26 protein-coding genes and 1 pseudogene are annotated in these 24,693 nt (G+C 73.8%); 3 read left to right on the top strand and 24 right to left on the bottom strand.

All coding sequences use genetic code 11. The features are described from left to right. Positions 1 to 75: 75 nt before the first annotated feature. The 23 genes from EKG83_RS39870 to allB all read right to left on the bottom strand — a co-directional run bounded on the left by EKG83_RS39870 (position 76) and on the right by allB (position 22,314). Positions 76 to 1,584, bottom strand: a complete 1,509-nt coding sequence (locus EKG83_RS39870; RefSeq protein WP_033431452.1) for a YifB family Mg chelatase-like AAA ATPase — start codon at positions 1,582 to 1,584, stop codon at positions 76 to 78. Further along, positions 1,584 to 1,937 (bottom strand): YraN family protein, encoded by a 354-nt coding sequence (locus tag EKG83_RS39875; RefSeq protein ID WP_033431453.1) that lies wholly within the window; start codon positions 1,935 to 1,937, stop codon positions 1,584 to 1,586. The genes EKG83_RS39870 and EKG83_RS39875 overlap by 1 nt, the downstream gene beginning before the upstream one ends. Positions 1,938 to 2,362: 425 nt before the next feature. Next, the gene (locus tag EKG83_RS39880) at positions 2,363 to 2,686 is read right to left on the bottom strand and encodes a DUF2469 domain-containing protein (RefSeq protein ID WP_033431454.1); all 324 of its coding nucleotides are present in this window, start codon (positions 2,684 to 2,686) and stop codon (positions 2,363 to 2,365) included. 23 nt (positions 2,687 to 2,709) lie between these two features. Then, positions 2,710 to 3,480, bottom strand: coding sequence for a ribonuclease HII (locus tag EKG83_RS39885; protein WP_033431455.1), 771 nt, complete (start codon positions 3,478 to 3,480; stop codon positions 2,710 to 2,712). Positions 3,481 to 3,490: 10 nt separating this feature from the next. Next, positions 3,491 to 4,393, bottom strand: coding sequence for a signal peptidase I (lepB, locus tag EKG83_RS39890; protein WP_033431456.1), 903 nt, complete (start codon positions 4,391 to 4,393; stop codon positions 3,491 to 3,493). Between the two features lie 16 nt (positions 4,394 to 4,409). Continuing rightward, positions 4,410 to 5,303 carry a signal peptidase I gene (lepB, locus tag EKG83_RS39895; protein ID WP_033431457.1) on the bottom strand — a complete coding sequence of 298 codons (894 nt, stop codon included), beginning with the start codon at positions 5,301 to 5,303 and terminating at the stop codon, positions 4,410 to 4,412. Between the two features lie 35 nt (positions 5,304 to 5,338). After that, on the bottom strand, positions 5,339 to 5,698 hold the full coding sequence (gene rplS / locus EKG83_RS39900; RefSeq protein WP_033431458.1) for a 50S ribosomal protein L19: 360 nt from the start codon (positions 5,696 to 5,698) through the stop codon (positions 5,339 to 5,341). A 148-nt stretch (positions 5,699 to 5,846) separates the two neighbouring features. Beyond that, positions 5,847 to 6,599 carry a tRNA (guanosine(37)-N1)-methyltransferase TrmD gene (gene trmD, locus EKG83_RS39905; protein WP_033431459.1) on the bottom strand — a complete coding sequence of 251 codons (753 nt, stop codon included), beginning with the start codon at positions 6,597 to 6,599 and terminating at the stop codon, positions 5,847 to 5,849. Further along, positions 6,589 to 7,107, bottom strand: a complete 519-nt coding sequence (gene rimM / locus EKG83_RS39910) for a ribosome maturation factor RimM (RefSeq protein WP_033431460.1) — start codon at positions 7,105 to 7,107, stop codon at positions 6,589 to 6,591. Before rimM ends, trmD begins: the two co-directional genes overlap by 11 nt. Positions 7,108 to 7,115: 8 nt before the next feature. Continuing rightward, a complete protein-coding gene (locus EKG83_RS39915) occupies positions 7,116 to 7,355 on the bottom strand; it encodes an RNA-binding protein (RefSeq protein ID WP_015104447.1) in 240 nt (79 codons plus the stop codon). Further along, complete coding sequence (gene rpsP, locus EKG83_RS39920) at positions 7,352 to 7,804, bottom strand: 30S ribosomal protein S16 (RefSeq protein WP_153278731.1); 453 nt, start codon at positions 7,802 to 7,804, stop codon at positions 7,352 to 7,354. Before rpsP ends, EKG83_RS39915 begins: the two co-directional genes overlap by 4 nt. 154 nt (positions 7,805 to 7,958) lie before the next feature. Beyond that, entirely contained in the window at positions 7,959 to 8,711 is a 753-nt protein-coding gene (locus EKG83_RS39925) for a LamB/YcsF family protein (protein WP_033431462.1), read from the bottom strand. After that, positions 8,708 to 9,490 carry a CPBP family intramembrane glutamic endopeptidase gene (locus EKG83_RS39930; RefSeq protein ID WP_033431463.1) on the bottom strand — a complete coding sequence of 261 codons (783 nt, stop codon included), beginning with the start codon at positions 9,488 to 9,490 and terminating at the stop codon, positions 8,708 to 8,710. The genes EKG83_RS39925 and EKG83_RS39930 overlap by 4 nt, the downstream gene beginning before the upstream one ends. Before the next feature lie 9 nt (positions 9,491 to 9,499). After that, the gene (locus EKG83_RS39935) at positions 9,500 to 10,201 is read right to left on the bottom strand and encodes a CPBP family intramembrane glutamic endopeptidase (RefSeq protein ID WP_033431464.1); all 702 of its coding nucleotides are present in this window, start codon (positions 10,199 to 10,201) and stop codon (positions 9,500 to 9,502) included. 181 nt (positions 10,202 to 10,382) lie between these two features. After that, the gene (locus EKG83_RS39940; protein WP_194282968.1) at positions 10,383 to 11,459 is read right to left on the bottom strand and encodes an amidohydrolase family protein; all 1,077 of its coding nucleotides are present in this window, start codon (positions 11,457 to 11,459) and stop codon (positions 10,383 to 10,385) included. Then, positions 11,456 to 13,003, bottom strand: a complete 1,548-nt coding sequence (ffh, locus tag EKG83_RS39945) for a signal recognition particle protein (RefSeq protein ID WP_033431465.1) — start codon at positions 13,001 to 13,003, stop codon at positions 11,456 to 11,458. The genes EKG83_RS39940 and ffh overlap by 4 nt, the downstream gene beginning before the upstream one ends. 92 nt (positions 13,004 to 13,095) lie before the next feature. Continuing rightward, positions 13,096 to 13,641 (bottom strand): AAA family ATPase, encoded by a 546-nt coding sequence (locus tag EKG83_RS39950; protein WP_228122389.1) that lies wholly within the window; start codon positions 13,639 to 13,641, stop codon positions 13,096 to 13,098. Between the two features lie 286 nt (positions 13,642 to 13,927). Beyond that, positions 13,928 to 16,282, bottom strand: a complete 2,355-nt coding sequence (locus EKG83_RS39955) for a [protein-PII] uridylyltransferase (RefSeq protein ID WP_051765943.1) — start codon at positions 16,280 to 16,282, stop codon at positions 13,928 to 13,930. A gap of 33 nt (positions 16,283 to 16,315) precedes the next feature. Next, positions 16,316 to 16,654 (bottom strand): P-II family nitrogen regulator, encoded by a 339-nt coding sequence (locus EKG83_RS39960; RefSeq protein WP_033431467.1) that lies wholly within the window; start codon positions 16,652 to 16,654, stop codon positions 16,316 to 16,318. Continuing rightward, positions 16,651 to 17,994, bottom strand: coding sequence for an ammonium transporter (locus EKG83_RS39965; protein WP_033431468.1), 1,344 nt, complete (start codon positions 17,992 to 17,994; stop codon positions 16,651 to 16,653). The genes EKG83_RS39960 and EKG83_RS39965 overlap by 4 nt, the downstream gene beginning before the upstream one ends. A 377-nt stretch (positions 17,995 to 18,371) precedes the next feature. After that, the gene (locus EKG83_RS39970) at positions 18,372 to 19,850 is read right to left on the bottom strand and encodes an alpha/beta fold hydrolase (protein ID WP_228122390.1); all 1,479 of its coding nucleotides are present in this window, start codon (positions 19,848 to 19,850) and stop codon (positions 18,372 to 18,374) included. A 164-nt stretch (positions 19,851 to 20,014) separates the two neighbouring features. Beyond that, positions 20,015 to 21,019 (bottom strand): allantoicase, encoded by a 1,005-nt coding sequence (gene alc, locus EKG83_RS39975; protein ID WP_033431470.1) that lies wholly within the window; start codon positions 21,017 to 21,019, stop codon positions 20,015 to 20,017. Then, the gene (gene allB / locus EKG83_RS39980) at positions 21,016 to 22,314 is read right to left on the bottom strand and encodes an allantoinase AllB (protein WP_033431471.1); all 1,299 of its coding nucleotides are present in this window, start codon (positions 22,312 to 22,314) and stop codon (positions 21,016 to 21,018) included. Before allB ends, alc begins: the two co-directional genes overlap by 4 nt. Positions 22,315 to 22,564: 250 nt before the next feature. Between allB and uraD the strand changes: the two are divergent. The 3 genes and pseudogenes from uraD to pucL form a co-directional block, all read left to right on the top strand. Beyond that, a pseudogene (gene uraD, locus EKG83_RS48750) lies at positions 22,565 to 23,041 on the top strand (2-oxo-4-hydroxy-4-carboxy-5-ureidoimidazoline decarboxylase); the annotation flags it as partial. Between the two features lie 18 nt (positions 23,042 to 23,059). Beyond that, complete coding sequence (locus EKG83_RS48755) at positions 23,060 to 23,338, top strand: hydroxyisourate hydrolase (RefSeq protein ID WP_228122984.1); 279 nt, start codon at positions 23,060 to 23,062, stop codon at positions 23,336 to 23,338. A 2-nt stretch (positions 23,339 to 23,340) separates the two neighbouring features. Further along, positions 23,341 to 24,219 carry a factor-independent urate hydroxylase gene (gene pucL / locus EKG83_RS39990; protein WP_033431472.1) on the top strand — a complete coding sequence of 293 codons (879 nt, stop codon included), beginning with the start codon at positions 23,341 to 23,343 and terminating at the stop codon, positions 24,217 to 24,219. Positions 24,220 to 24,226: 7 nt separating this feature from the next. On the opposite strand, the gene EKG83_RS39995 is transcribed toward pucL, so the two are convergent. Continuing rightward, the gene (locus tag EKG83_RS39995; RefSeq protein WP_051765944.1) at positions 24,227 to 24,685 is read right to left on the bottom strand and encodes an Imm1 family immunity protein; all 459 of its coding nucleotides are present in this window, start codon (positions 24,683 to 24,685) and stop codon (positions 24,227 to 24,229) included. Between the last annotated feature and the right edge of the window lie 8 nt (positions 24,686 to 24,693).

Here is a 24,693-nt window from a genome sequence, read left to right on the forward strand (position 1 = left end):
ATCGAATGGTGGAGTGATGAGTGGTGGAGTGATGAGTGGTGAGGTGGGTTGGGCGAGGTGCTCGGGTTGAGTGGGTCATGACTTCCTGCGCTCCCTGAACTCCAGGGCGGCTGCCACGTGGTCGGCGGTCGGCTGGGCCTGCTCCGCCAGGTCGGCCAAGGTCCAGGCCACGCGCAGGCAGCGGTCGGCGCCTCGGCCGGTCAGGGCGCCCCTGGACAGGGCCCGGTCGAGGATGGCGGTCGTGGGGCGGGGCAGGGCGAACTCGCGGCGGAGGGCCGGGCCCGGGACCTCCGCGTTCGTCAGCCAGCCGTGGGCCGACCAGCGTTCGGCGGCTCGGGTGCGGGCCTTGTGGACGCGTTCGCGCACCGCGGCCGTGGGTTCCGGTGGGACGTCCACGCTGTTCATGGCGGTCAGGGGGCGCATGGCCACGCGGAGGTCCACCCGGTCCAGCAGCGGGCCGGAGAGCTTGGCCTGGTAGCGCCGTCTCGCCGCGGGGGCGCAGACGCAGTCGATCTCCTTCGGCGGGGCGCACGGGCAGGGGTTGGTGGCCAGGACGAGCTGGAAGCGCGCGGGGTACCGGGCCATGCCGTCCCGCCTGGCCAGGCGGACCTCGCCGTCCTCCAGGACGGTGCGCAGGGACTCCAGCTTCCCGGCGCCGAACTCGCACGCCTCGTCCAGGAACAGCACGCCCCGGTGCGCCCGGCTCACCGCGCCGGGCTTGGCCAGGCCCGCCCCTCCGCCGACCAGGGCCACCGGTGAGGTCGAGTGGTGCGGGGAGACGAACGGGGGTGTCGCGACCAGCGGGGTCTCCGGGCTGAGCAGGCCGGCGATCGAGTGGATCGCGGTCACGCCCAGGGCCTCCTCCGGCGACAGCGGTGGCAGGAGGCCCGCCAGGCGCTGCGCCAGCATGGTCTTGCCGGTGCCCGGTGGACCGGTGAGCAGGACGTGGTGGCCGCCTGCCGCCGCCACCTCCAGGGCCCACCTCGCCTCCGGCTGGCCCAGGACGTCCGCCAGGTCCGGGCCCGGTGGGGGTGGGGCCACCTCCGGCGGCGCGGCCTCGGGGAGGGTGCCGTCGTCGGTCAGCCAGGCCAGGACCTCGGCCAGGGTCGTCGCGCCGTGCACGGCCAGGCCCTCGACCAGCGCCGCCTCCGGCAGGCACGGCGCCGGGACGACGGCCCTGGTCAACCTGGCCCGGCGGGCCGCCAGCAGGGCCGGGAGCACGCCGCGCACGGGGCGCACGCGGCCGTCCAGGGCCAGTTCGCCCAGGAGCACCGTGCCGGTCAGGCGGTCGGCCGGGATGGCCTTCGCCGCCGCCAGGACCACGCAGGCGATGGCCAGGTCGTAGCCCGAGCCGTTCTTCGGCAGGGTGGCCGGGGACAGGCCCAGGGTCACCCGCTGGGTCGGCCAGTCGTGGCCGCTGTTGCGGACGGCCGCCCTGACCCGGTCCTTGGACTCGTGCAGGGCCGCGTCCGGCAGGCCCAGCAGCTGGGTCCGGACGGTGCCCACGCCCACGTCGGCCTCGATCTCGACGGGCACGCCGTCCACGCCGAACAGGGCCACCGACCACGTTCGCGCGAGCGCCATCACACACCCCGCAGGTGGTGCAGGCGGACGCGCCCGGCGGGCGGCCACTCGACGGACACGACGTCGTAGCGGACCTCCACGCCGCCGACCCGGTGCGCGGTCAGCCACTGCTGGGCCGACCGGCGGACGCGGGCCAGCTTGGCCTCGGTCACCGCTTCCAGGGGCGCGCCGCGGGACGTGCCGGAGCGGCACTTGACCTCCACGACGACCAGGCGCCTGCCGTCGGTGGCGACGATGTCCAGCTCGCCCCCGGGGCAGCGCCAGTTGCGCGCCAGGACCGACAGGCCCTGCTGCTCCAGGTAGCGGCAGGCCGCTTCCTCACCGCGTCTGCCCAGCTCGATGGCCGTTCCCATGACTTCCTCCCGGTGTGGGTCGTTGTGATCGACCTTGCCGGGAGGGGCGGGGGTGGGCCATGGCGAAATCGCCGGCTGTGGACAACTCCGGAGCGGGTTGATGGATAAACCCGGATTGTCGGGGGTGCGTGGTAATGGGCGCGAACGCCGCAACGGGCCCGAAGGCCACAACGGGTCAGAACACCGCAACAGGTCAGAACACCGCGACGGGTCAGAACACCGCAACAGGCCCGAACGCCGCGAAGGGCCCACCGAAAGGTGGGCCCCGGCGACGTGGCGGATGTCAGGAGTTGACCGAGCCGTCCCCTGGCGGACGGAGTTCCGGCTGGAAGCCGGACGAGCCGTTGTCCGGCGGCCAGGGTCCCGGCTCGGCCATCAGGAGTCGGACGAGCCGCTCCCCGGCAGCCGGGGTCCCGGCTCGCCCGTCAGGAGTTGAACGGGCCGTCCTCGGGCAGCCGGAGTTCCGGCTTGTCCAGCTCCTCGACGTTGACGTCCTTGAAGGTGATCACCCGGACGTTCTTCACGAACCGGGCGGGGCGGTACATGTCCCACACCCACGCGTCGGACATCCGCACCTCGAAGTAGACCTCGCCGTCCGCGTTGCGGACCTGCACGTCCACCGAGTTGGCCAGGTAGAACCGCCGCTCGGTCTCCACGACGAACGAGAACTGGCTGACGATGTCGCGGTACTCCTTGTACAGCGACAACTCCATCTCGGTCTCGTACTTCTCGAGATCCTCTGCACTCATTACGCCTCCGCGCGGGTGCTCATCTAATCCGCGCCCCTCCTCGTCGCGAGCCTGCCACCGCCGGTCTGCGGGGGTGCTCCATTCTGGACCACGCCGGCGGTCGCGGCGCCCCGCGCCACCGGGTGCGGTGGCTCCAGCCCGTGCCAGCGCGCCGCCGCCGCCACATTCGCATACGACCAGCGGTGTTGCGCACTCGGCCCGTGCTCGGCGAGCGCCGCGGCGTGCTCGGCGGTGGAGTACCCCTTGTGCACGTCGAAGCCGTAGGCGGGCAGCTCCTCGTGCACCCCGGCCATGATCCGGTCGCGCGTGACCTTGGCCAGCACCGACGCCGCCGCCACGCACGCGGCCACCCGGTCGCCCTTGACCACCGGCACGTTGGGCGCGGTCAGCCCGGGCACCGGGAAGCCGTCGGTCAGCACGTACCCCGGATGTGCACCCAGTCGGGCGACGGCGCGGCGCATGCCCTCGATGTTCGCCACGTGCACGCCGATCAGGTCGACCTCGGCCGCCGGGATGACGATCACCGCGTAATCCTGCGCACGAGCCAGCAGCAGGTCGTACATCCGGTCGCGCGCGGCCGCGGTGAGCAGCTTGGAGTCGGTGAGCCCGGGAAACCGCGCCGCGTCACCCGCCCTGAGCACGCACGAGGCCACCACCAGCGGCCCGGCGCAGGCACCGCGACCCGCCTCGTCCACGCCGGCCACGGGCCCGAGGCCGCGGCGGTCCAGCGCGGCCTGGAACGCCCAGGTGCCCGCCGTCTGCCGGACCTGGGCGCGAGGCGGCTTGCAGATCACGTCCCCGACCCTATCTCAGGCGCGGACGCCGGAACCGGGCCCTCACCCGCCTGCCGACCAGCAGCACCGGCCACGCCGCGGCCAGGCCGGCACCGGCGGGCAGCGCGTCCTGCCACGGCGGCGCGCCCAGGGCCACGACCTGCGGGTTGTGGTCGCCGACGCCCTGCCAGCGCGACGGCGGCAGCACGATCGCCCGCGCCTTGCCGACCACGTTGTCCAGCGGCACCGCACCGGCCTCGCCGCCACCGCCCTGGTACCGGGAGTCGTAGGAGTTGTTCCGGTTGTCGCCCATCACCCAGATGTACCCCTCGGGCACCTTGACCTCGGTGAACGACTCCTGCGCGGTGCTGCGGCCCGGCGCCCAGTACACGTACGGCTCGTCGAGCGGCTTGCCGTCCACGAGCACCCGGTTCCGGTCGTCGCAGCACTTCACGGTCTGCCCGCCGACGGCGATGACCCGCTTGACGAAGTCCTCCTCGTTGGCCGAGGGGAACCCGAGCAGCGACGCGGCGCCGCGCAGCGCCCTGGTGACCGGGTTGGTGTCCTCCGGGGTGTCGAAGTCCTTGTTCACCCAGGCGTCCGGCCCGTGGAAGACGACCACGTCACCCGGCTCGACGTCGGTGAAGTCGTAGGTCAGCTTGTCGACCAGCACGCGGTCGCCGAAGCAGCCGTCGGAGCAGCCGTGGAGCGTCTGCTCCATGGACTCCGACGGAATCATGTAGATCTTCGCCAGGAACGCCTGGATGAGCACCGCCAGCAGGACCGCCACACCGACGAGGATGGGCAGCTCCTTCCAGAAGGAGCCCTTCTTCTTGTCCTTCTGGCGGGCGCGGGCGCGCCAGCGCTCGACCTTCTCCTCGTGCCCGGGGTCCTCCCCGTCGGCGGGACCCCTGGCCGGTGCGACGTCTACCACCTGCCCAGCGTACCGATCAGGGCTGTGAGGAGCTGGTCAACCGCCTGCGCACCTTCCGGGTGAACCACACGACCGGCCACGCCGCGGCCAGGCCCGCGCCCGCCGGGAGGCCGGTCTGCCACGCGGGCGCGCCCAGCGCGACGACCTGGGGGTTGTGGTCGCCGATGCCCTGCCAGCGCGACGGCGGCAGCACGATCGCCCGTGCCTTGCCGATCACGTTGTCCTCGGGCACGGTGCCCGCCACGCCACCGCCGCCCTGCACGCGGGAGTCGCTGGAGTTCGTGCGGTTGTCGCCCATCACCCAGAGGTGGCCCTCGGGCACCTTGACCGGCGAGAACGGCTTGTGGTCCTCCGGCGAGGTGCCGGGCTGCCAGTAGATGTACGGCTCGTCCAGCGGCTTGCCGTCGACCTTGACCCGGTGCTGGTCGTCGCAGCACTCCACGGTCTGGCCGCCGACGGCGATGACCCGCTTGACGAAGTCGCGCTCGTTGGGCGGCGCGAGGCCGACCAGGGAGGCGATCGAGCGCAGCCCGGCGACCACGGGGTTGCCGGGCTCCTCGCTGAAGAACTCGTTCTGGCCCCACGAGTCGGGGCCGCGGAACACCACGACGTCACCGGGCTCGATGTCGGCGAAGTCGTAGGTCAGCTTGTCGACCAGGACCCGGTCGCCGAAGCAGGGGCCGGTGCACCCGTGCAGCGTCTGCTCCATCGACGGCGACGGGATCACGTACACCCGCGCCAGGAAGGTCTGGATCAGGATGGTGAGCACGAGCGCGGTGCCGATGAGCACCAGCAGCTCGCGCCAGAGCGGCGGTTTCTTCTTGCCCTTGCCCGCAGTCGGGTCCGAAGAGGACTCGACTGCGGGGTCCTGACCGTCTTCGTCGGCGGAGCGGTGCCCGGGTTCTGCCACGTGGGGCAGGCTACTGGTTCCGCGTGAACCGGCCGTCAGGAGGCCGGCTTGGCCTCGCGCTTCTCGCGGATCTTGGCCGCCTTGCCGCGCAGGTCGCGCAGGTAGTACAGCTTCGCCCGGCGGACGTCGCCGCGGGTGGCGATCTCGATCTCGGCGATGTTCGGGGAGTGCACGGGGAAGGTGCGCTCGACGCCGACGCCGAAGGAGACCTTGCGGACGGTGAAGGTCTCGCGGATGCCGCCGCCCTGGCGGCGGATCACGACGCCCTGGAACACCTGGACCCGCTCGCGGGAGCCCTCGATGACCCGGACGTGGACCTTCAGCGTGTCGCCCGGCCGGAAGCTCGGGATGTCGGAGCGCAGCGACTGGGCGTCAAGAGCGTCCAGGGTGTTCATCGGTGGTCCGTCCTCGTCCTCACGTGTATTGCGTACTCCCCCAGGGCGCGGTCGAACTCGACTTACACACGCGCGGGGGCGGGCCTGGCGCACGCCGGATGAGTTGAACCGGGTGCAGCAACCTGTCCAGTGTGCCAGACGCGGCCGGTCAGGGCGAAATCGCCCCCGTGCGCAGCTCGTCGAGCAGCGCGCGGTCGTGCTTGTCCAGGGCGTCCTCGGGCAGGGCGTCGACCAGCTCCGGCCGGCGCTCCCAGGTGCGGCGCAGCGCCTGGTCGCGGCGCCACCGGTCGATCAGCCGGTGGTTGCCCGAGCGCAGCACGTCCGGCACGGGCAGCTCGCGCCAGACCTCCGGCCGGGTGTAGCTGGGCCCCTCCAGCAGGCCGTCGGAGAACGAGTCCTCGGCCGCGGAGCGCGGGTTGCCCAGCACGCCGGGCAGCAGCCGGGCCACCGCCTCGACCACCACCAGGACGGCCACCTCGCCGCCGACCAGCACGTAGTCGCCGATGGAGAGCTCGTCCACGCGCATCCGCCGGGACGCGTCGTCGACGACCCGCTGGTCGATGCCCTCGTACCGCCCGCAGGCGAACACCAGGTGCTCCTCGTCGGCCAGCTCGCGGGCCACCGCCTGGGTGAACGGCCGCCCGGCGGGCGTGGGCACGACGAGCCGGGTGCGGTCGGTGCAGACGGTGTCCAGGGCGTCGCCCCACACCTGCGGCTTCATCACCATGCCGGGACCGCCGCCGTACGGGCTGTCGTCCACGGCCTTGTGCACGTCGTGCGTCCAGTCGCGCAGGTCGTGGACGCCGACGGAGATCAGGCCGCGGTCGACGGCCTTGCCCAGGAGCGCGGCCCGCAGGGGCGCCAGGTACTCCGGGAAGATGGTGACGACGTCAATCCGCATCGAGCAGGCCCTCGGGCGGGTCGAGCACCACGCGGCCGCCGGGCACGTCGACCGCGGGGACGATCTCCCGGACGAACGGGACCAGGGCCTCGCCGCCGGCCTCGCGCTCGATGACCAGCAGTTCACCGCCCGGACCGTGCACGATCTCCCGGACGGTGCCGACGCGCGTGCCGTCGGTCAGCTCCGCGACCAGCCCTTCCAGCTGGTGGTCGTAGAACTCGTCCGGGTCGCCGGTGGGCGGCAGGTCGTCCGTGCTGCCGAACAGCAGGGTGCCGCGCAGCACCTCGGCCACGTCCCGGGTGAGCACCTCGTCGAAACGCACCAGCAGCCGCCCGGAGTGGTTCCGGGCGGCTGCGACGGTGAGGTTGCGGGACGTGCCGTCGCGCAGTTTCGCGACCAGCACCGAGCCCGGCGCGAACCGGGTCTCGGGCGAATCCGTGCGCACGTCGACGGCGAGCTCGCCGCTGATCCCGTGCGCCTTGGCCACTCGGCCGACGACGACGTCCACGCGCGCGCTCAGCGGTCGGTGTCGACCACGTCGACGCGCACGCCACGACCACCGATGCCGGCCATCACGGTGCGCAGCGCGGTCGCGGTGCGGCCGGACCGGCCGATCACCTTGCCGAGGTCGTCCGGGTGGACGTGCACCTCCAGCGTGCGACCGCGTCGGGTCGTGACCAGGTTCACCCGGACGTCGTCCGGGTGGTCGACGATGCCCCGGACGAGGTGTTCCAGGGCGTCAGCCAACAAGCTCACGCCTCGTCCTTGGCGGCTTCGGCGGCGGGCTCGGCGTCGGCCTTCTTGGCGTCGTCGCGCTTGGCGGACTTCTTCTTCGGCGTGGTGGCCTCGGTCGTCGGCTCCTCGCCGGCGGCGGCCAGCGCGGCGGCGAACAGGTCGGCCTTGCTCGGCTTCGGCTCCTTGACCTTCAGGGTGCCCTCGGCGCCCGGCAGGCCCTTGAACTTCTGCCAGTCGCCGGTGATCTCCAGCAGGCGCTGGACGGGCTCGGTCGGCTGCGCGCCGACACCCAGCCAGTACTGCGCCCGGTCGGTGTCGACCTCGATCAGCGACGGCTCGTCCTTCGGGTGGTACTTGCCGATCGTCTCGATGGCCTTGCCGCTGCGGCGGGTGCGCGCGTCGGCGACGACGATGCGGTAGTACGGCTGACGGATCTTGCCAAGCCGCTGAAGCTTGATCTTGACGGCCACGGGTGTGGGTGCTCCTCGTGCTCAGTGTGCTCAGGGCGGGCAGTCCTCACCCGAGTGGGGCACGGGTGGTGAAAGCCCAGGTGTCTGGGGCGCCATGGCACGGTGAGAGGGACCGACCTCGGCGAACGACCATCAATTCTGCCAGACGACCCCGCTAGCCGGCGAACCGGGCCACTCGAACGCCGCCCGACTCCAGTTCCGCGCGGATCCGGCGGGCGTGCCCGACGGCCCCCGGGGTGTCGCCGTGGACGCAGACGGAGTCGACCTCGGCCGCCACCACCGAGCCGTCGACGGCCACCAGCTCGCCCCGCCCGACCAGCCTCAGGACCTGGGCCACGACGGCCTCCACGTCGGTCAGGACGGCGTTGGGGGCCCGCCGGGGCACCAGGGTGCCCTCCGGGGTGTATGCGCGGTCTGCGAACGCCTCGCGGACCGCGCGCAGGCCGGCCCGCTCGGCGTGGTGCAGCAGCCGGGAGCCGGGCAGGCCCAGCACCGGCAGGTCGCCGAACGCCCGCACCCCCTCGACCACCGCCCGCGCCTGCTCCTCGTGGTGGACGGTGGCGTTGTAGAGCGCGCCGTGCGGCTTGACGTAGGACACCCGGGTGCCCGCCGCGCGGGCGCAAGCCTCCAGCGCGCCGACCTGGTACAGCACCTCGTCGGCCAGCTCGGCCGGGTCGGCGTCGATGAAGCGGCGGCCGAAGCCGGCCAGGTCGCGGTAGGAGACCTGGGCGCCGACGGCCACGCCCCGCGCGGCGGCCGCCCGGCACACCGCCCGCATCGTCGACGGGTCGCCCGCGTGGAAGCCGCAGGCCACGTTCGCACTGGTCACGACGTCGAGCAGGGCGTCATCGTCGCCCAGTCGCCAGACGCCGAACCCCTCGCCGAGGTCGCTGTTGAGGTCGATCACGCGGGCATCACCCCGAGGGAGACGAGCAGGAGGGTCAGGCCGGGCAGGAAGTTGTTGACCACGTGCGCGACCACGCTGGCGGTGAGCCTGCGGGTGATCAGCCGGGCGATGCCGATCGGCAGGGCGATCACGATCAGCACCGAGGTGCGCAGCGGTTCCAGGTGGCTCGCGGCGAAGATCAGCGTGGTGAGCACGAACGCGGCCCAGCGGCTCCAGCGCTGCCGCTCGATGGCGCCCCACAGCAGGCCGCGGTAGATGATCTCCTCGCAGACCGGGCCCAGGAAGCACACGTAGCAGAACATCACGACGGCGGCGGACAGCGGCAGCGCCGTGCCGTCGACCAGCTCGCTGATCGCCGAGGTGGCGTTGCTGTCCCCGACCACCCGCGACCACACCAGGAGGGTCACGTAGGTCAGGCACAGGCCGAGCGCGCCCAGCTTCAGGCCCACCTTCACGTCGGCCCAGTCCCACTTCAGGCGCAGGTCGCGCCACGGGCCGTTGCCGCGCACGTAGGTGACGACCACGGCGACCGCCGCGGCGAGGACCGTCGGCGTCACCGAGCCGACCAGGACGAACGCCACCGAGGAGCCGATGTCCGTGCCGGAGGTGCTGGCCAGCGCCGTGATGAACACGGCGCTGAGCACGAACACGGCCTCCACCAGCAGGAACGCGCCGAAGCCCCAGCGCTGGCCCGTGTTCACCTGCTCCGGCTCACGCCCGACCGCGCGGACGCTCGCGATCAGGCCCGTCGGCGGTTGCTCCGCTGGTTCCACAGCCATCCACCCTAGTCAGCCTGCGTAGAGGTACACGGCGGGCAGCAGGTTGTTCGTCGCGTGGGCGACGATGCTGGAGGCTGCCCGCCCGGTGATCATCCTGGCCGCGCCGATGGCGAGGCCCTGGGCGAAGAGGCCGATCATGCGCCAACTCTCGTCGTGGAGGAAGGCGAAGACCAGCGCGGTGAGGGCGAGGACGACACCCCGCGGGATCCGGTACTGCTCCAGGGCGTGCCACAGGGCACCCCTCACCAGCAGCTCCTCGGTCAGCGGGGCGCCGAGGAAGACGAACAGGGCGGCGGCGGCCAGCCAGATCGTGCGCCCGCCGGAGAGCGCCTCGATCCGCTCCGCCGCCGTGGTCGGGTCGGGGTTCAGGTGCAGCAGGATCGTACCCAGCAACCACGCGGCCAGCAGGGCGGCGCCGCCCGCGGCCACGCCCACCCTGAGGTCGCGGGCGGTGGGCCACAGGCCGAAGTCGCGGTTCGGCCCGGCACCCCGGCGCCAGGACACCACGGCCGGGCCGAGGCCCAGCAGGACGTTGGGCAGGAACACCAGCATCAGCAGCGGGCCGAGCACCGGCGGGTCGGAGACGTCCACCTCGGCGAAGCGGTCGGCGGTCGCGGCGGTGAAGGCCAGGGTGGCCAGGTAGTACCCGGCCAGGCCGGCGAAGAACGCGAGGAACGCCCAGTGCGCCCTGCCGGTGTCCTGTTCCTCCACTCGTCCGAAAGTAGTGCGCTCCGGGCGGGGGCTGCCGCACCGGGCCGCTCAAGATCACCCTGACGGCGGCACCGGCGGGTTCGGGGAGTCGCCGGGAGCGGGAAGAATTCCTCCGGAAGTGCGGTTTCACCGGACGGTCGACCACCCGCGGGGACGCGCCGGTCGCGGCGCCGGCGGGCCGTCAGTCGTGGATGCGGCCCCGCAGCATCACCAGTTTGGGGTGCCGCAACGCGGCCAGGTCCTCGCGCGGGTCCGCCTCGTACACCACGACGTCGGCCGCCGCGCCCTCGGTGAGCGACGGGAAGCCCAGCCACTCGCGGGCCGCCCAGGAGGCCGCGCCCAGGGCCTGGGTGGTGCTCATGCCCACCTCGTGCAGCGCCAGCACCTCGTCGACGATCCGGCCGTGCGCGATGCCGCCGCCCGCGTCGGTGCCCGCGAACACCGGCACGCCCGCCTCCACCGCCCTGGCCACGGTCTCCCGGTTGCGCGCGTGCAGGTCCCGCATGTGGGCCTGGTAGGCCGGGTACCGGTCCGCGCCCGCCGCGATGGACGGGAAGTTCTCGATGTTGATCAGGGTGGGCACCAGGGCGGTCCGGTTGCGCGCCATCAGCTCGATGGTGTCGTCGGTCAGGCCCGTCCCGTGCTCGACGCAGTCGATGCCCGCGTCGAGCAGCGCCGGCAGGGCGTCCTCGCCGAAGACGTGCGCGGTGACCCGGGCGTTGGCCTCGTGGGCGACCTTGATCGCCTCGGTGAGCACGTCCGGCGACCACAGCGGCGCCAAATCGCCGGTGTCGCGGTCGATCCAGTCGCCGACCAGCTTGACCCAGCCGTCGCCGTTCGCGACCTGCTCGGCCACCGCCGAAGGCAGGTCGGCCGGGTCCTCCAACTCCACGCCCAGGTACCGGATGTAGCGCCGGGGCCGGGCCAGGTGGCGGCCCGCGCGGATGATGCGCGGCAGGTCCAGGCGCTCCTGGAGCGGCCGGGTGTCCAGGGGCGACCCGCAGTCGCGCAGCAGCAGCGCGCCCGCGCGGCGGTCGGCCAGCGCCTGGTCCACCGCCTCGGGCAGGTCGACCGCGCCCCGCGGGCCCAGGCCGACGTGGCAGTGCGCGTCGACCAGGCCGGGCACCAGGTACCCGCCGTCGGACACCGTGGTCGCGCCGGGCACCGGCCGGGTGCGCACGCGCCCGTTGACCACCCAGAGGTCGCGCAGTTCGCCGCCCTCGGGCAGCACCACGCCCCGCAGGTGCAGGCCGGTCACTTGTCGAACTTCAGCTTCGACGGGTCGAAGCCGGGCGGGAGCTGATCGAGCCCGCCGAGGCCGGGCGGGAGCTGGGGCGCGCCGCCGGCGCCGGGGGGCACCATGCCGGGCGGCAGCATGCCCGGCACCATGCCGGGGAACCCGCCGCGCACCTTCGGCGGCGTCGGGCCGCGGCCCTTGACCTTCTTGCCCTTCTTCCCCTTCTTGCGGCTGTTCTTGCCGCCGCCGCCACCCGGCAGGCCGAACCGGCCCGCCATCTGGCTCATCATCTTGCGCGCCTCGAAGAAGCGGTTGACCAGGTCGTTGACGTCGCTGACCCGCACGCCCGAGCCGTTGGCGATGCGCAGCCGGCGGGACGCGTTGATGATCTTGGGGTCCTCGCGCTCGGCCGGGGTCATGCCGCGGATGATCGCCTGGACCCGGTCGAGGTGCTTCTCGTCGAGGTTGGCGAGCTGGTCCTTCATCTGGTTCGCGCCCGGGAGCATGCCCAGCAGGTTGGCGATGGGGCCCATCCTGCGCAGCGCCAGCATCTGCTCCAGGAAGTCCTCCAGGGTCAGCTGGCCGGAGCCCAGCTTGACCGCGGCGGCCTCGGCCTGCTCGGCGTCGAACGCCTGCTCGGCCTGCTCGATGAGGGTGAGCATGTCACCCATGCCGAGGATGCGGCTCGCCATCCGGTCCGGGTGGAAGACGTCGAAGTCCTCCAGCTTCTCGCCGTTGGAGGCGAACAGGATCGGCTGGCCGGTGACCTCGCGGACGCTCAGCGCGGCACCGCCGCGGGCGTCGCCGTCGAGCTTGGTGAGCACCACGCCGGTGAAGCCGACGCCGTCGCGGAAGGCGGTGGCGGTGTTGACCGCGTCCTGGCCGATCATCGCGTCGACCACGAACAGCACCTCGTCGGGCTGCACGGCGGCGCGGATGTCCACGGCCTGGCGCATCATCTCCTCGTCGACGCCCAGCCGGCCCGCGGTGTCGACCACGACCACGTCGTGCTGGGCCCGCCTGGCCTCCGCGACGCCGAGCCGGGCCACCGCGACCGGGTCGCCGACGCCGTTGCCGGGCTCGGGCGCGAACACGGGCACGCCCGCGCGCTCGCCGACCACCTGGAGCTGGGTCACCGCGTTGGGGCGCTGGAGGTCGCACGCCACCAGCAGCGGGGTGTGGCCCTGGGCCCGCAGCCAGCGGGCGAGCTTGCCGGCCAGGGTCGTCTTGCCCGCGCCCTGGAGGCCGGCGAGCATGACGACCGTCGGCGGGTTCTTGGCCAGGTTCAACCTGCGGGTCTCGCCGCCGAGGATCGCGACGAGCTCCTCGTTGACGATCTTGACGACCTGCTGCGCCGGGTTCAGCGCCTGGGAGACCTCGGCGCCCTTGGCGCGCTCCTTGACCTTGGCGATGAACGCGCGCACCACGGGCAGCGCGACGTCGGCCTCCAGCAGCGCGACCCGGATCTCGCGCGCGGTGGCGTCGATGTCGGCGTCGGAGAGCCGCCCCTTGCCCCGCAGGTTCTGCAGGACCGAGGTGAGCCGGTCGGAGAGGGTGTTGAACACGGTGCCGCCAGACCTCGCACGTCGATTCCGCCACTGGTCACCCGCCAGGGTACCGGTCACGGGGAAAGTCTCTGTGGCGCCGGGGCGGTCGCTCAGGTCGCGGCCACCGAAAGCCGCAGGCGGTCGCGGCGGGTGAGCACGGTCAGGCCCTGCCAGCCGCGCGGCGGGCGGCCGGCGGCGAAGCGGGCGCGCAGCCGCGCGGCGCGGCGCACGTGCCGGGTGAACGACCGCGAGCGCACCAGCCTGCCCCGCCGGACCTGGCCCTCCAGGGCCTCCTCGGGGCTGGCGTCGAGCCAGGCGAAGTGCCGGGGCCGGTCGGTCAGCAGCGCGACCACCACCAGGTAGGCGCGGGTGGTCGACCGGGTCGACGGCTCGTGCACCAGCAGCAGGCTGCGCGTGGCGGTGACCGCGTACCAGAGGATGCGGGTGCGGTGCACCAGGTGCACCAGCGGCCGGTACAGGCGGTAGGGCACCGCGTCGGGGAACACCTCGCCGAGGCGGCCCCGCACCTGGTCGGAGTCCAGCACGACCGCGGGCTCGCCCCCGGTGTCGGCGGTGGCGAGCAGGGTCGTCTTGCCCGCTCCCGGGAGACCCGCCAGCACGACGAGTGAGCGCGGCCCCACGGCGACGGCGGTCATCGCTTCCATACTAAAAAGACGTTTCGGACGCCGCCGAGTTCCGGCCGCGACCCGCTGTCCCGCCCCGGTCACGCACCGCGACCGGCGCGGTGGTCCGGGGGCGGTCCAACCCCTCGACGGACCGCGCCCGGACCACTCCGGTGCCGGCGACCCGTCGTCCGCGCCCCCCGCGCGGACCCCCTCCACCGGCACGGCCCCAAGCCTGCCGTGCCGGTGGGGTGCCCGGCAGCGTGAGCACCCGCGGGGGTTGTGCGTAGACCTACGCAACCGGCCCCGCGGCAACCGCTCACCTGGCGGCGAGCAGCACCGCGCGCTCGACCTCCCGCCGCCCCGCCGCGTCCAGGCCGCCGGCCGCGGTGAGGGCGAAGGAGTCCACGACCGTGGAGCCCAATGTGGACACCCGCGCCCACACCACGTCCACACCGGACCGCTCCAGCGCGTCGGCCACCCGGTGCAGCAACCCGATCCGGTCGGCCGCGCGCAGTTCGAGCACCACCGCGCCGGTCGACTCGTCGTCGAACCACAGCACCCGCGGCGGCGGCGGGTCCTGCGGCGGGCCGCCGTAGTCGCGCTCCTTGGCGGTGAGCTTGTCCGCCAGCGGCAGCGAGCCGTCCACGGCCCTGGTCAGCTGCTCGCGCAGCAGGGTCACGTCCGGCAGCGAGCCGAACCGGGGCGAGACGGTGAACACGTCCACGGCGGCGCCCTGGTGCGAACGCGCGCTCGCGGCGTGCACCTCCAGCGAGTTCAGCGCCAGCACCCCGGCGGCCCGGGACAGCAGGCCCGGCCGGTCCGGCGCGACCACCGTCACGACCGCGGTGTTCTCGCCCGCGTCGAGCAGCACGTCCGGCCTGCCGCTGCCCGCCACGGCCAGGGCCAGGTCCCGCTGCCGCGGGTCGAGGGGTTCGGGCTCGGGCAGCGGGTCGCCCGCCATGGCCGTGCGGCAGCGGCCCACCAGGTCGTTGATCAGCGACGCCTTCCAGTCGGTCCACGCGCCCGGCCCGGTGGCCAGGGCGTCGGCCTCGGCCAGCGCGTGCAGCAGCTCCAGCAGCACCGGGTCGCCGCCGAGCGTGTCCACCACCCGGCGCACGGTCGCCTCGTCCTCCACGTCGCGGCGGGTCGCCGTGTGCGGCAGGAGCAGGTGGTGGCGCACCAGCGCGCTGAGCGTGGCCACGTCCTGCGGCCACATGCCGATGCGCTCGGCGATCTGCGTGGTCAGCGCCGCGCCGACCTCGGAGTGGTCGGCCTGGCGGCCCTTGCCGATGTCGTGCACCAGGGCGCCCAGCAGGAGCAGGTCGGGGCGCGAGACCCGGGTGACCAGCCGGGCCGCGTGCGCGGTGGTCTGCACCAGGTGGCGGTCGACGGTCCAGGTGTGGGCGGCGTCGCGCGGCGGCAGGTCGCGCACCGCGCCCCACTCCGGGAACAGCCTGCCCCACAGCCCGGTGCGGTCCAGGGCCTCGACCACGTCGATCAGGCCGGCGCCGCTGCCCAGCAGGGCCAGCAGCTCGTCGCGGGCCTCCCGGGGCCACGGCTGCCGCAGCTCGGGCGCCGAGTCGGCGAGCCTGGCCAGCGTGCCCGCGGCGATCGGGTGCTTGCTGCGCGCGGCGGCCGTGGCGACCCTGAGCAGCAGCGCCGGGTCGCGGCTGGGCATGGCGTCCCGCGCCAGCGCCACCTCGGCGCCGTGCAGCACCACGCCCTCGTCCAGCGGGCGGCGGGCGGGCGCGCGCCGCAGCGGGGACCGCGCGAACACCCCCAGCCCGCGCTTGGGCACCGCGGCGCGCGCCGTGCGCATGGCCACGTCCACCGCGTACACGACCGTGCGCGCGGCCGAGGACATGGCGCGCGCCAGCGCGAAGCGGTCCTGCAGGCCCAGCGCCGAGGCCACCTCGTCGCCGTCCTGCGCGCGCAGCACGTCGCGCGGCCGCCCGGCCACCCGGCGCAGCTCCGTGCGCACGTCCAGCAGCAGCTTGCGCGCCTCCTCGACCTCGGCCGACGGGCGGTCGGTCAGCTGCGCCGCGCTCAGCGCGTCCAGCAGCGTCAGGTCGCGCAGCCCGCCGCGGCCGTGCTTGAGGTCCGGCTCGACGCGGTGCGCGATCTCCCCGCTGCGCGCCCACCGCCGGGAGGCGGACTCGGCCATCTCGTCCAGCCTGGTGCGCACGCCCGAGCGCCACGCCTGGCGCGCGCTCTCCACCAGGCGCTGGCTGATCTCCTGGTCACCGGCCAGGTGCCGGATGTCGAGCAGCCCCAGCGCGGTGCGCAGGTCGCCGGCCGCGACGCGCAGCGCCTCGCCGACCGTGCGCACCGAGTGGTCCAGGCCGATGCCGGAGTTCCACAGCGGGTACCAGAGCTTCTCGGCGATCGCGTCCACGCCCTTGTGCCCGTTGTGCACCAGGACGAGGTCCAGGTCCGAGTAGGGCACCAGCTCGCGCCTGCCCAGGCCCCCCACGGCGACCAGCGCGACCCCGCCGCCCGGCCCGCCGACGCCCGCCTGCGAGGCGTGCGCGGTGAGCCAGAACTCGTGCAGGTCGACCAGCGCCTCGCGCAACGACTCCCCCGTCAAACGGCGCCGACCTGGCGCGAGCAGCCGATCACGTGCCCGCACCAGGTCGTCAGCCGTGACGACGGCCGTCTCGGAGTTGTCCATGCGGCCGTCTCCCACTCCCAATCCGGGGAATCCCTATAGGGCGTCCGAGCCGCGTTCCCCGGTGCGGACCCGGATGACGGTGTCGACCGCGGTCACCCAGACCTTCCCGTCACCGATCTTGCCGGTGCGGGCGGCCTCGACCACGGCGTCCAGGACCTTGTCCACGGCCGCGTCGTCGACCAGCACCTCGATGCGCAGCTTGGGCACGAAGTCCACGGCGTACTCGGCGCCGCGGTAGACCTCGGTGTGGCCCTTCTGCCTGCCGTAGCCCTGGACCTCGCTGACGGTCATGCCCAGCACCCCCAGCTGCTCCAGGGACGCCTTCACGTCGTCGAGGGTGAAGGGCTTGATGATCGCCGTGACCAGCTTCATGACTTGTTGCTCCCCTCAAGGACAGCGGTGGCGCCGGCGGTGACGCCGGTCTTGCCGGCACCGCGGGTGCCGATGCCGCTGCCGAACTCGTACGCGGTCTCGGCGTGCTCGGCCTCGTCGATGCCGCCGACCTCGGCCTCCTCGTCGGCGCGGAAGCCGACGACGGCCTTGACCAGGTAGCCGAGCACGAGGCTGAGCACGAAGGAGTACACCAGCACGGACAGCGCGCCCACGGCCTGCCGCCACAGCTGGTCGACGCCGCCACCGTAGAAGAGGCCGTTCACGCCCGCCGGCGCGGCTTCGCTGGCGAAGAAGCCGATCAGCAGGGTGCCGGACAGGCCGCCCACCAGGTGCACACCGACCACGTCGAGCGAGTCGTCGAACCCGAAGCGGTACTTGAGGCTGACCGCCAGGGCGCACAGCGCGCCGGTGATCGCGCCGACCGCGATGGCGCCGATGGGGGTGACCGACGAGCAGGCCGGGGTGATGGCGACCAGGCCCGCGACGATGCCGGAGGCGGCGCCGAGGGTGGTGGCGTTGCCGTCGCGGACCCGCTCGACGAGCAGCCAGGCCAGCATCGCGGAGGCGGTGGCGACCAGGGTGTTGACGAAGGTGACGCCCGCGGTGGCGTTGGCGGCGACCGCGGAGCCCGCGTTGAAGCCGAACCAGCCGAACCACAGCAGGCCGGCGCCGAGGACGACCAGCGGGAGGCTGTGCGGCTTCATCCGGTCCTTCGGCCAACCGACGCGCTTGCCGAGGACCAGCGCCAGCGCCAGGCCCGCCGCGCCGGCGTTGATGTGCACCGCGGTGCCGCCGGCGAAGTCGATGGCGGCCAGCTTGTTGGCGATCCAGCCGCCCGGGTCGACGACGTTGCCGTCGGCGTCCTTGCCGTCGAAGTCGAACACCCAGTGCGCGACCGGGAAGTAGACGATGATCGCCCACAGGCCCGCGAACAGCAGCCAGGGGCCGAAGCGGGCGCGGTCGGCGATGGCGCCCGAGATCAGCGCCACGGTGATGATCGCGAACATCGCCTGGAAAGCGACGAAGACCGTGCTCGGCAGGGTGCCGGACAGCGATTCGGGGCTGAGCAGGCCGTCGAGGCCGAAGAACTCGAAGGGCTTGCCGAGCAGGCCCGCGCCGACGTCCTGGCCGAACGCCATCGAGTAGCCGACGAGGACCCAGAGCACCCCGACCACGCCGATGGCACCCAGGCTCATCATCATCATGTTGAGCACACTCTTGGACCGGACCATGCCCCCGTAGAAGAAGGCAAGGCCCGGCGTCATCAACAGCACCAGTGCGGCACTGGTGAGCACCCAGGCGGTGTCCCCTGTATCCACTGTCGACCTCCACTGCACGTCGGTTGCAGGGAGCATCGGTATGTCCTGTTTCACGCGGCCGCGCCCGAGGTTTCGCGCCGGTGAACTGTCAGGGGCCTGGTGTTACGGGCACGTTTCGCGCGCTTGAAGGGCGCACGTCGACCCGCGATCGGCCCGTCCGGGCACCGGGCCGCCGGTGACGGACCGTGTGAGGACCCCTCGCTCCCGGGTGGTACCGGCGTCCGGAAGGGGCACGTGGCGACGGTGGGTCACGGGCGGGCGGCGGCCGTGCCGGTCGAGCCTGCCAGACCCGCGGGCCGGTCGGCGCACGGGTCCGGCCGCGACGGCGCGAGCCGCCCCCGCCGAGGGGCGGTGGGGGCGGCTCGCGACCCGTGGCGCTACCCGAGCCAGCCGGGCAGGCCGGGCACCGGGCCCGCCGGGGACGGCCGCGCGTCGAGCGGGGCGACCGGCCCGGCGGGCGGTTCGACACCCGGGCAGCGGGCGCCGTCGCGCGGTGCCCTGAGGCTGATCAGGTACTCGTCCATCGCACCGGTCGTGCACCCGCTGCGGCCGTAGACGCCGTGGCCCCAGCCCTCGTAGGTGAGGAGCACGGTGGTGTCGCGGCTCTGCCGGTGCGCGTTGACGGCCCACTCGTACGTGGTGGCCGGGTCGTGCAGGGCGTTGGTCATCAGGATCTCGGGCGCGTCCTCGATCCGCAGCCGGTGCTGGGGGTTGTTCACCCGCCCCGGCAGGCCGACGCAGCCCGCCGTCGCCTGGTGGGCGAGGGGTGAGCCGCGCAGGTGCGGCGCGAGCCGGTTGCCCCGGTCGATCAGGGCGGCGAGCTCGCGGTGGTCCCGCACCCGGATCGCCCAGTCCTGGCAGAACACCGCGCCGAACGGGTACTCGGTGGTCTCCGCCGCGGCCGCGGCGGTCGCGGCGGTCGACGGGCCGCCCGCGAGCAGTGCCGCCAGCTGCTCGGCGAGGGGCGCCCAGTCCGGGCCGTAGAACGCGCTGAACGCGCCGCCGATCAGGTCGTCCGCGGTCAGCTTCCGGCCCGGGTCGCCGGGGACGGTCAGCTCGCCCCGGTCGGCGCGGGCGAGCAGGTCGTCCCACACCGCGGCCACGTCCTGGCCGTGCAGGGCGCACGAGGGGGTGCGGTCGCACCACTCGACGAACTCGGTGAAGGAGTCCTCCGCGCCCACGGCCTCGGTCTCGTAGAACCGCCGGGTGCCCAGGCTGTGGTCCATGTTCGAGTCCAGCACCATCGCGCGGATGTTGCCGCCGAACTCCTCGGCGTACTGCTGGCCGATGAGCGTGCCGTAGGAGACGCCGTAGTAGTTGATCTTCCGCTCGCCGAGCGCCCGGCGCAGCGCGTCGACGTCCCGGACCACCGAGAGCGTGTCGGCGTGGTCGTAGAGCGGCCCGGTGCGGGCCCGGCAGTCGGCGGCGAGCGCGCGGTTGTGCGCGGCCAGCGCCTCGAACCCGGCCCGGTCGGTCGGTCGGGTCGACGGGCCGTTGAGCACCAGGTCGGTGGAGCAGGTGACCGGGTGGCTGCGGCCCACGCCGCGCGGGTCGAAGCCGACGACGTCGAAGCGCTCCAGCACGGCCGGGCTGAAGAACCGGTGCGCCTCCAGCGCGAAGTCCACCCCCGAACCGCCGGGTCCGCCGGGGTTGATCACCAGCACGCCGAGGCGCTTGGCCGGGTCGGTGGCCGCGCGGCGGGCCACGGCGAGGTCGAAGCGCTCCCCGCGCGGGCGCGCCCAGTCGACCGGCAGGTCGAGCGCGCCGCACTCCACCTCGGGCTGTTCGGCGCACGGCGCCCAGTCGACGCGCCCCGCGGTCGGCGTTTCCGCCGACGCGTGGGGCGCCGTTCCCACAGCGAGCGCGAGGGCGGCAACGCCACCTAACGCGCGGATGATCAATCGCACAGGTTCCTCCCACTTCCTGCCACCCGATCGGGTCTACGCAGGCTGGCAAGGGCGTCGTGGGACCCGCAACCGTCTCAAGTCGGACGCGGGATCAGCCTGGGGGCTGACAACTTTCACACGTCCCGGGCAACGGCCTGGTAGCGCCGGGTGAGGACGTCCAGGCCCGCCGGCGTCAAGGCGCCGAACAGCCGCAGGCGCGCCATCCCGCCGTCGGGGAAGATGTCCAGCCGCGCGTGGGTGACCTCGCCGCCGTGGTCGACGCGGAACCGGTGGCGGGTGTCGGGCTGGAGCCGGGTCCGGGGCAGCAGGTCGACCCACCCGCCGTCGCCGCGCCGGCCGCGCACCGACGCCCAGCCCGGCGCGTTGCCCTTGAAGTGGGTGGTGTCCAACTCGGCCAGGTGGACCACGCCGGGCGCGGCGAGCGCGACCTCCACCCAGTCGTTGCCGTCGTCGCGGCGGCGCGCGGTCTCCCAGCCCTCGCCCATCACGGTCGCCTGGCCGGGCGCGATCAGGTTGGCCGGCGAGCCGTAGAACATGTTGCTGCACGCGGTGACCGACGCACCGTTCTCCAGCGCGGCCAGGTCCAGCGCCCCCGGGACCAGCAGCGCCGGGTCGGGCACCGGTTCGCCGTGCACGCGCAGCCGCGCCACGCCGCCGTCGGGGTCGATGGTCAGGCGCACGTGGGTCCAGCGGCGTGCCGAGGGGACGTCGAAGTGGTGCTGCCGGTCCCCGCCGAGGGGCGACCTGGGCACCAGGGTCTCCCAGCCGGTCAGCTCCTCCGGGCCCGGGTAGCCCTCGGCGGCGATCGCCTCCACCGAGGCGAACGGCGGGTGGTTGCCGGTGAAGAACGCGGTGTCGACGACCACGCCCCGGACGACGCCGGGCAGGCCCAGGCGCACCACCGCGTGGTCCACGCCCGGCTCGCGGCGGCGGCGCGTCTCCCAGCCGTCGTAGACCTGGCCCTTGTGGCCGAACGTGTAGGCGCGGAACTCCGGCGCGGCCCTCTTGATCAGGTTCTCCCGCTCGGCGAACAGCTCGTCGTTGGCCCACACCACGCTCCCGCCGACGGCCCGGCAGGCCAGGTCGGGCAGCAGGGTCCAGCCGGGTGCCCCGCTCACGCGCCCCCTCCCCTGGTCAGCAGCCTCCCGCGCGGCCGGTCGCCGACCGGCCGCCCGCGCAGCCACGTCCCCCGCACCACGCCGGACAGCGGGCGGCCGTGGTACGGGGTGACCGGGTTGCGGTGGTGCAGCGCGGCGCGGTCCACCACGAACGCCTCGTCCGGGGCGAACACCGCGAAGTCGGCGTCCGCGCCGGGCGCGATGCGGCCCTTGGTGGTCAGGCCCACCAGGTCGGCCGGGTTGGTGGCCATCCACCGCACCACGTCGGTCAGCCCGTACCCCCGCCGGCGGGCGTGGGTCCACACCGCGGGCAGCCCCAGCTGCAGGCTCGCGATGCCGCCCCACGCGGTGGCGAAGTCGCCCTGCTTGAGGTCCGGCGTGCACGGCGAGTGGTCGGTGACCACCAGGTCGACCACGCCCTCCCCCAGCGCCCGCCACAACCGCTCGCGGTTGGCCGCGTCGCGGATCGGCGGGCAGCACTTGAACTCCGTCGCGCCGTCGGCGATCTCCTCGGCCACGAACACCAGGTAGTGCGGGCACGTCTCGGCGGTGACCGCCAACCCGCGCCGCCTCGCCCCCGCGACGTGCGCCACCGCCTCGGCGCTGGACAGGTGCAGCACGTGCAGCCGGGCGCCCGTCGCGGCGGCCAGGTCCACCACCGCGCCGACCGCGCGCGACTCCGCCCGGTGCGGCCGGGAGTCCAGGAACCCCCGGTAGCCCGGACCCGCCTCGCCGACCTCGTGCGGGTGCTCGGCGTGCACGACGGTCAGCGCGCCGAGCGGCCGCAGCGCGGTCAGCGCCCGGCCCAGCTCGTCCTCGGTGACGTGCGGGAACTCGTCCACGCCCGAGTGGACCAGGAAGCACTTGAAGCCGAACACGCCCGCGTCGTGCAGCGGGCCGAGGTCGTCGGCGTTGGTCGGCACGATGCCGCCCCAGAAGCCGACGTCCACGTGGACCCGGCCGCGCGCCGCCGCCCGCTTGACCTCCAGCGCGGCCACCGTCGTGGTCGGCGGCACGCTGTTGAGCGGCATGTCCACGATCGTGGTCACGCCGCCGGCCGCCGCCGCCCGGGTGGCCGTGGCGAAGCCCTCCCACTCGCTGCGCCCCGGGTCGTTGACGTGGACGTGGGTGTCCACCAGGCCGGGCAGCAGGACCTCGTCCGGCGCCAGCTCGACCACGGCGGGGGCGTCGAGGCGGTCGGCCACCGCGACGACGCGCCCGTCCGCCACGCCGACGTCGGCCGCGCGCTCGCCGTCGGGGGTGATCACCCGCGCGGCGCGTACCACCAGGTCCATGGAGGTCACCTTGCCGGCCGGCCCACCGCGACGCGACCACCCGGGAGTTCCGGGATTGTTTCGGGCGGCGGTTCGCTCTCGCGGACCGCGGCCCGGCTCGGCTCGGCGTCCCTGGTGCCGGAGCAGCCGTGGACCACCATGACCTTGCCGACGGCGGCCGGGATCTCCCGGCCGTTGACACGCCCGGAGGGCGGACATAACGTCCCCCAGGGCGGAAAGGCGATTCCGCGATACAGAAAAGGGAGCTCCCGTGCCCGATCTGCCCGCCTTCAACACCGCACCGCCGGACGAGCTCCGCCCCCTGCTCCTGACCTGCCTCGCGGTGCCCCGCTGGGCCGACGCGGTGCTGGCCGGCCGCCCGTACGCCGACGTGGGCGCGCTGTTCGCCGCCGCCGAGCGGGCCGCCGCCGACCTGACCGACGACGAGGTCCGCGCCGCCATCGCCGGGCACCCGCGCATCGGCGAGCGCGCCGAGGGCGGCGGGGTGGGCGCGCGGTGGTCCGCCGACGAGCAGTCCGGCGTCACCGGGTCCGAGCGCCTGGCCGCCGCGAACGCCGCCTACGAGGAGCGCTTCGGGCACGTCTACCTGGTGTGCGCCACGGGGTTGAGCGGTGCGCGGGTGCTGGCCGACCTCACCGCCCGGATGGCCAACCCGCCGGACGCCGAGCTGCGCGTGGTGCACCGCGAGCTGGTCAAGATCGCGGTGCTGCGGCTGGGGAAGGCGCTGGAGCTGAGCACGTCGACGCTGTCCACCCACGTGCTCGACGCCGAGGCGGGCCGGCCGCGCGTCGGCGTGCCCGTGCGGCTGGAGCGCGACGGCGAGGTGCTGGCCGCCGGCCGCACCGACGACGACGGGCGGCTGCGCTTCGCCGGGGAGCTGGCGCCCGGCGCGCACCGGCTCGTGTTCGAGGTCGACACGCCGTTCTACCCGGAGGTCGTGGTCGCCTTCCGGGCCACCGGCGGCCACCTGCACGTGCCGGTCCTGCTGAGCCCGTTCGCCTACACCACCTACCGAGGGAGCTGACGATGGCCATCGTCCTGGGGCCCAACCAGTACGGGAAGGCGGAGAACCGCCTCGTCGTGGTGTCGCGCGACGGTTCCACCCACACCATCAGGGACCTCACGGTCAGCACGTCGCTGCGCGGCGACCTCGCGGACACGCACCTCACCGGCGACAACAGCAAGGTGCTCGCCACCGACACGCAGAAGAACACCGTGCACGCCTTCGCCAAGCAGGCGCCGGTCGGCGAGATCGAGGACTTCGCGCTGCGGCTCGGCCGGCACTTCGTGTCCTCCCAGGAGGCCATCAGCGGGGCGCGCGTCCTGGTCGACGAGCACCCGTGGCAGCGGATCGAGGGCAATGGTCACTCGTTCGTGGCGGGTGGCGCGGAGAAGCGGACCACCGCCGTGACCGTCGAGGGCGACCGGGCGTGGGTGGTGTCGGGCGTGCGCGACCTGGTGGTGCTCAAGTCCACCGGCTCGGAGTTCCACGGCTTCCCGCGCGACGAGTACACCACGCTGCGGGAGACCGACGACCGCGTCCTGGCCACCTCGGTCACCGCGCGCTGGCGCTACCAGGGCGGCGGGATCGACTGGGCCGCCTCGCACACCGCGATCCGGGGGCTGCTGCTGACCACGTTCGCGACCAGGCACAGCCTCTCGCTCCAGCAGACCCTCTACGCGATGGGCGAGGCGGTGCTGCTGGCCAGGCCCGAGGTGGCCGAGGTCCGGCTGTCCATGCCGAACAAGCACCACTTCGCCGTGGACCTGTCCCCGTTCGGCCTGGAGAACCACAACGAGGTGTTCTACGCCGCCGACCGGCCGTACGGGCTCATCGAGGGCTCCGTGCTGCGCGACGACGCCGAGGACGCCGGGTCCGCCTGGTACTCGCTGCCGATGTTCTGACCGGGTCTCACCGCTCGTAGCGCGCCATCCGCTGGAGGCGCCAGGAGTGGAACAGGTCCGACTCCTCGTACCACTCCACGGTGGTCGGGCGCCGCGCCGTGGCCAGGAACTCCAGCAGCATCGCGCGGAACGTGGGCAGCGGCACGCCCACGCCCGGCGGGAAGTCCGTGTACGGCTCGTCCACGAACGGCGCGTCCGGGTCGCCCTTGGGCCAGCCGCTGAACTCGTCGTCGACGTAGTTCAGGTAGCCCCACGGGCCGCGCACGGCCAGCACCAGGTTGTGGTCGCTCTCGCCCTCGTCGTCGACCTCGCGGCCGAAGTGCTCCAGCATCCCGTCGTTGCACTCGGGCCGCGCCAGGGCGCCGATGAGCAGGTCGACGTCCGCCGCGCACGCCACCACCTGGTACCGGAACTCCGCCCGCTCCAGGTCGGGCAGTCCGGTCCACAACCCGGCCCGCATGGTCATGCCCCCCA

The sequence above is a fragment of the Saccharothrix syringae genome (assembly GCF_009498035.1).
In the GTDB taxonomy this organism is placed as follows: Bacteria; Actinomycetota; Actinomycetes; order Mycobacteriales; family Pseudonocardiaceae; genus Actinosynnema; species Actinosynnema syringae.

Excerpts from the sequence above, each read along its gene's own strand:
- EKG83_RS39870 (WP_033431452.1), bottom strand. The coding sequence starts at position 1,584 with ATGGCGCTCGCGCGAACGTGGTCGGTGGCCCTGTTCGGCGTGGACGGC.
- EKG83_RS39875 (WP_033431453.1), bottom strand. The coding sequence starts at position 1,937 with ATGGGAACGGCCATCGAGCTGGGCAGACGCGGTGAGGAAGCGGCCTGC.
- EKG83_RS39880 (WP_033431454.1), bottom strand. The coding sequence starts at position 2,686 with ATGAGTGCAGAGGATCTCGAGAAGTACGAGACCGAGATGGAGTTGTCG.
- rplS (WP_033431458.1), bottom strand. The coding sequence starts at position 5,698 with ATGAACACCCTGGACGCTCTTGACGCCCAGTCGCTGCGCTCCGACATC.
- trmD (WP_033431459.1), bottom strand. The coding sequence starts at position 6,599 with ATGCGGATTGACGTCGTCACCATCTTCCCGGAGTACCTGGCGCCCCTG.
- EKG83_RS39930 (WP_033431463.1), bottom strand. The coding sequence starts at position 9,490 with ATGGCTGTGGAACCAGCGGAGCAACCGCCGACGGGCCTGATCGCGAGC.
- EKG83_RS39950 (WP_228122389.1), bottom strand. The coding sequence starts at position 13,641 with ATGACCGCCGTCGCCGTGGGGCCGCGCTCACTCGTCGTGCTGGCGGGT.
- EKG83_RS39955 (WP_051765943.1), bottom strand. The coding sequence starts at position 16,282 with ATGGACAACTCCGAGACGGCCGTCGTCACGGCTGACGACCTGGTGCGG.
- EKG83_RS39960 (WP_033431467.1), bottom strand. The coding sequence starts at position 16,654 with ATGAAGCTGGTCACGGCGATCATCAAGCCCTTCACCCTCGACGACGTG.
- allB (WP_033431471.1), bottom strand. The coding sequence starts at position 22,314 with ATGGACCTGGTGGTACGCGCCGCGCGGGTGATCACCCCCGACGGCGAG.
- pucL (WP_033431472.1), top strand. The coding sequence starts at position 23,341 with ATGGCCATCGTCCTGGGGCCCAACCAGTACGGGAAGGCGGAGAACCGC.
- EKG83_RS39995 (WP_051765944.1), bottom strand. The coding sequence starts at position 24,685 with ATGACCATGCGGGCCGGGTTGTGGACCGGACTGCCCGACCTGGAGCGG.